Source organism: Streptomyces sp. McG3, from assembly GCF_018619185.1.
Classification (GTDB): domain Bacteria; phylum Actinomycetota; class Actinomycetes; order Streptomycetales; family Streptomycetaceae; genus Streptomyces.
The window spans coordinates 1-4,621 of the sequence record NZ_JAAXYC010000459.1 but is presented as its reverse complement, the minus strand read 5'-3'; the positions used below and the strand labels follow the sequence as shown (position 1 = coordinate 4,621).

At 71.9% G+C, this 4,621-nt stretch carries 2 protein-coding genes; both read right to left on the bottom strand.

Going from position 1 to position 4,621, the window contains the following annotated elements; translation table 11 throughout:
• The coding region (locus HET64_RS36815) for a type I polyketide synthase (protein WP_215111588.1) at window positions 1-1,783 on the bottom strand (1,783 nt) is incomplete at its 3' end.
• A 40-nt stretch (window positions 1,784-1,823) separates the two neighbouring features.
• The coding region (locus HET64_RS36810) for a type I polyketide synthase (protein ID WP_215111587.1) at window positions 1,824-4,621 on the bottom strand (2,798 nt) is incomplete at its 5' end.

The window sequence follows — 4,621 nt, the reverse complement described above, 5'->3', positions numbered from 1 at the left end:
CCTCATCCACCACACCCGCGAACACCCCGAACCGCTCATACAACTCCGCACCCATACCGGCGAACTGCGAACCCTGACCCGTGAACAACACCGCCGACTTCCCACCCACCGGCGAACCACTCACCAAACCATCAACGGGCCCACCCCCCGCCAGCACATCCAACCGCGCAACAAGATCCGCGACACTCTCACCCACCACCACCGCACGGTCCTCCAACACCGCACGGTTCAACAACGACGCAGCCACACCCACGACATCGACATCGGCGTCCCCGCGTCCCCGGGCGAACCCGGCCAACTGCGCCGCCTGCCCCCGCAGCGCCGCGTCCCCGCGCCCCGACACCAACCACGGCACCGCACCACGAATCTCCGGCGCCACCGCCCCATCCCCAGCGGCAGAAGGCTCAGCGACCGGAGGCTCTTCCAGAATCACGTGCGCGTTCGTGCCGCTCACCCCGAACGAGGACACCCCCGCCCGGCGCACGCGCTCCTCCACCGGCCATGCCACGGGCTCCGTCAGCAGACGCACGCCCCCGGCCGACCAGTCGACGTGCGGCGAGGGCTCATCCACGTACAGCGTCTCGGGCATCTTCCCGTATTGCATGGCCATCACCATCTTGATGACGCCTGCCACGCCCGCGGCGGACTGCGTGTGCCCGATGTTCGACTTCACCGAACCCAGCCACAGCGGACGGTCGTCGGGCCGGTCCTGGCCGTACGTCGCCAACAGCGCCTGCGCCTCGATCGGGTCACCCAGCGTCGTACCCGTACCGTGCGCCTCGACCACGTCGATCTGCTCCGGACCAAGACCGGCGCTCGCCAAAGCCTGCTGGATCACGCGCTGTTGCGAAGGCCCGTTCGGCGCCGTGAGGCCGTTCGAGGCACCGTCCTGGTTCACCGCGGAGCCCCGCACCACGGCCAGCACACGATGACCGTTGCGACGAGCGTCCGACAACCGCTCAAGGAGCAGCAGACCGACACCCTCGCCCCAGCCCGTACCGTCCGCCGCAGCCGCGAACGGCTTGCAGCGGCCGTCGGGGGCCATCCCGCGCTGGCGGCTGAACTCCACGAACGCACCCGGCGTCGACATCACGGTCACACCACCGGCGAGCGCCAACGAACACTCACCGGCCCGCAGCGCCTGCGCCGCCAGATGCAACGCCACCAGCGACGACGAACACGCCGTGTCCACCGTCACCGCCGGACCCTCCAGCCCGAACACATACGCGAGACGGCCCGACACCACACTTCCGGTGGAGCCCGTCAGGAGGTAGCCGTCGGAGGCGTCCGCCTGGCTGCCGTAGCCCTGGAAGCCCGCGCCGACGAAGACACCGGTGGAGCTCGACCGGAGGGCGGTGTGGTCCAGGCCCGCGTGTTCGAACAGTTCCCACGCGGACTCGAGCAGCAGCCGCTGCTGCGGGTCCATGCTCAGCGCCTCGCGCGGGCTGATCCCGAACAGCTCGGCGTCGAAGTCGGCCACGTCCTCGACGAAGCCGCCCTCGCGGGCGTACGTCTTGCCCGGCAGACCGGGCACCGGGTCGTACAGCTCGTCGATCGGCCAGCCTCGGTCCTGCGGAAACGCCGTGATGGCGTCCGCTCCGTTCGCCACCAGCTCCCACAGGTCCTCGGGGCTGCGCACCCCGCCCGGAAGCCGGCAGCTCATCCCCACCACGGCGATCGGCTCGTGCTCGCCCGACTCGTACCGCAGGAGGCGTTCCCGTGTCTGCTTCAGCTCACCGGTTACCCGCTTGAGGTATTCGAACAACTTGTCCTGGTCCGTCATCACATTCTCAATCGCCGGAGTCCAACGGGGCTGGTCGCGGTCAGCGCTGACCCAGCTCCTTGTCAATGAAGTCGAATACTTCGTCGGGGGTCGCGGATGCGAACGGTTGCCCTTCGGCGTCCCCTTGCCCCTCCCCCTGCTCGTCACCCTCACCCCGCCACGTCTCAAGGAGGGACTGGAGGCGCAGCGTGATGCGCGCCTTCTCTCGGCTGTCGGGCTGCCGCCCGCGCAGCAGTGTCTTCTCCAGCCGCTCGATCTGTGCGAGCGGAGATGCCATGGCCTCGGCCCCGTCCGGGAACATCGCTCCGCTCAGGTACGCCACCACAGCGCCCGGCGTCGGGTGATCGAACACCAGGGTGGCGGGCAGTTGCAGGCCGGAGAGCCTCCTCAGCCGGTTCCGTACCTCGACCGCCATGACCGAGTCGAAGCCGAGCTCGCGGAACGCACGCTGCTCCGCCACCGCCTCGGGACCCCGGAGTTCGAGGACCTTCGCGGCCTCCCGCTGCACGATCGTCAGCAGCTCGGCGTGCTGGTCGTCGGCGCTCAGCTCGGCCAGGCGGTCCCGCAACGGCTGCGCATCGCCGGACGCGTCGGCGGTCGCCGTGTCCGTGTCCGTGACCGCGGCCAGTCGCCGGACCTCGGGCAGGTCCTCGATGAGAGGACGGCGCCGGGCCACGGTGTAGGTGGGAACGAACCGCTCCCAGTCCACATCGGCCACGGCCACGAACGTCTCGTCGAGGGTGAGCGCCTCGTGCAGGGCCGCGACGGCGAGATCGGGCGCCATCGGACGGATCCCGACGCGCGACAGGTACTCCTCGCCGTCACCCTCTGCCATCCCTCCGCCGCCCCAGAGGCCCCAGGCAACCGAGATCGCCCGGTGGCCCCGCTCCCGCAGCTGCTCCGCCACCGCGTCCAGGTAGGCGTTGGCGGCGGCGTACGCGCCGTGCAGCCCGCTGCCCCAGACGCCCGAGTTGGAGGAGAACAGCACCAGCTCGTCGACGGGGTGCTCTTCGAGCGCCGCGAGGAGGTTCTGCGTGCCGGTCACCTTCGCCCGCAGCAGCTCCGCGAACCCGGCGGGATCCGACTCCTGCAGCGTGGTGCGTTGCGGTACCCCGGCGGCGTGGATGACGGTGGTGACCGGCGGGTGATCACCACCGCCGCCGAACAGCCCGGCCACCTGCCGGGGGTCGCCGATGTCGCAGGCGACGACGGTGGTGGGGGTGCCCCGACTCGTCAGCTCGCGGGCCAGGTCGCCCGCGCCGGGCGCGTCCGGCCCGGTGCGGCTGACCAGAACGATCCGCTCGGCGCCGTTCCGGGCCAGCCAGCGGGCCAGGTGCGCGCCGAGCGCTCCGGTGCCGCCGGTGATCAGCGCCGTGCCCCGGGGCTTCCACTCCTGGTCGCCGCGCGGGGGTGCCGGAGCGTGCTGGAGCCGACGGGCGAAGGTCCCGTCCGGGCGCAGGGCGATCTGGTCCTCGACCGGCTCGGCCAGCGCGGCTGCCAACTGGCTTCCGGTACGGGGCTGCCAGGCGGCGGGCAGGTCGATCAGACCGCCGTAGTGGTCGGGGTGTTCGAGCCCGAAGACCCGGCCGAGACCCCACACCGCTGCCGCTGTCGGGTCAGGGGCCCGGCCGGTCCCGGGCGCGTTGGCCGCGCCACGGGTGAGTACCCACAGCCGCGCGGCCTCCTGCTCCACGACGGCCTGCATGACCGCCAGCAGGGATGCCAGCCCGACGGGCAGGCCAGGGTGGTCCGGATGGCTCCGGTCCAGCCCGGCCGGCAGGTACGCGATGTGCTCCGCGCCCCGCAGCAGCTCTGCGACACCGGCCCGGTCGACCTCGGGGTCGGGATCAGCCCCGGCGGGCAGCACCCGCACCTCGACCTTCGCGCCGGCCTGCTCCAACGCCTGCTGTACGTCGTGGATCTCGGCATCCTCGTGGCAGAGGAGCAGCCACCGCCGGTGGAGCCGATCAGCGTGCTGGGCGGCCAGCGGCGTCCATCCCACGCGGTAGCGCCACGCGTCACTCGGGGAGGCGCCGACCGGCTGCGCGACATCCGACGTGGTGGCGGGCGCGTCCAGCCAGTAGCGCTGCCGCTGGAAGGCGTACGTGGGCAACGCCACCGGCTCCACTGCGGGCAGCAGGTCCCGCCACGCCACCGGCAGACCGGCGGCCCAAGCCGCGCCCAGGCTGGTCAGCAGCTGGGCGGTCTCGGGCTGGTCGCGACGCAGCGTGTGCAGCACCCGCCCCTCGCCGTCACCCTGGCCCTGGCCCTGGCCCTGCCCCTGGCCCTCGCCCTCGCCGAGTACGGTCGACAGCGCGAGTCCGAGCACCGGGTGAGGGCCGACCTCGACGAACAGACCCCGGCCATGGGCGTGCGCGGCCCGGACCGCGGTCTCGAAGAGCACCGGCCGGCGGAGGTTCCGGTACCAATACCCGGCGTCCAGCTCCTCGTCGTCCACCAGCTCGCCGGTGACCGTCGACCACATCGCCGTCTCACTGCCGCGCGAGGACAGCCCGTCCAGCCCGGCCCGCAGCTCCTCCTCGATTGCCTCCACCTGCGCGTGGTGGGACGCGTAATCCACCTCGATCCGACGCGCCCGCACCCCCTGCCCCTCCAGGCGCACGCACAGCTCATCGATCTCCTCGGGCGGACCACTCACCACGATCTGCCCCGGCGCGTTCACCGCCGCCACCGTCACCGACGACGGCAAGAACCCCTCCGCCTCCGCCACGTCCAAGGAGACCGAGGCCATCGCCCCCCGACCGGCCAACTCCCGCAACGCACCGGACCTCAGAGCGACGACCCGGGCACCGTCCTCCACACTCAAACGCCCCGCGA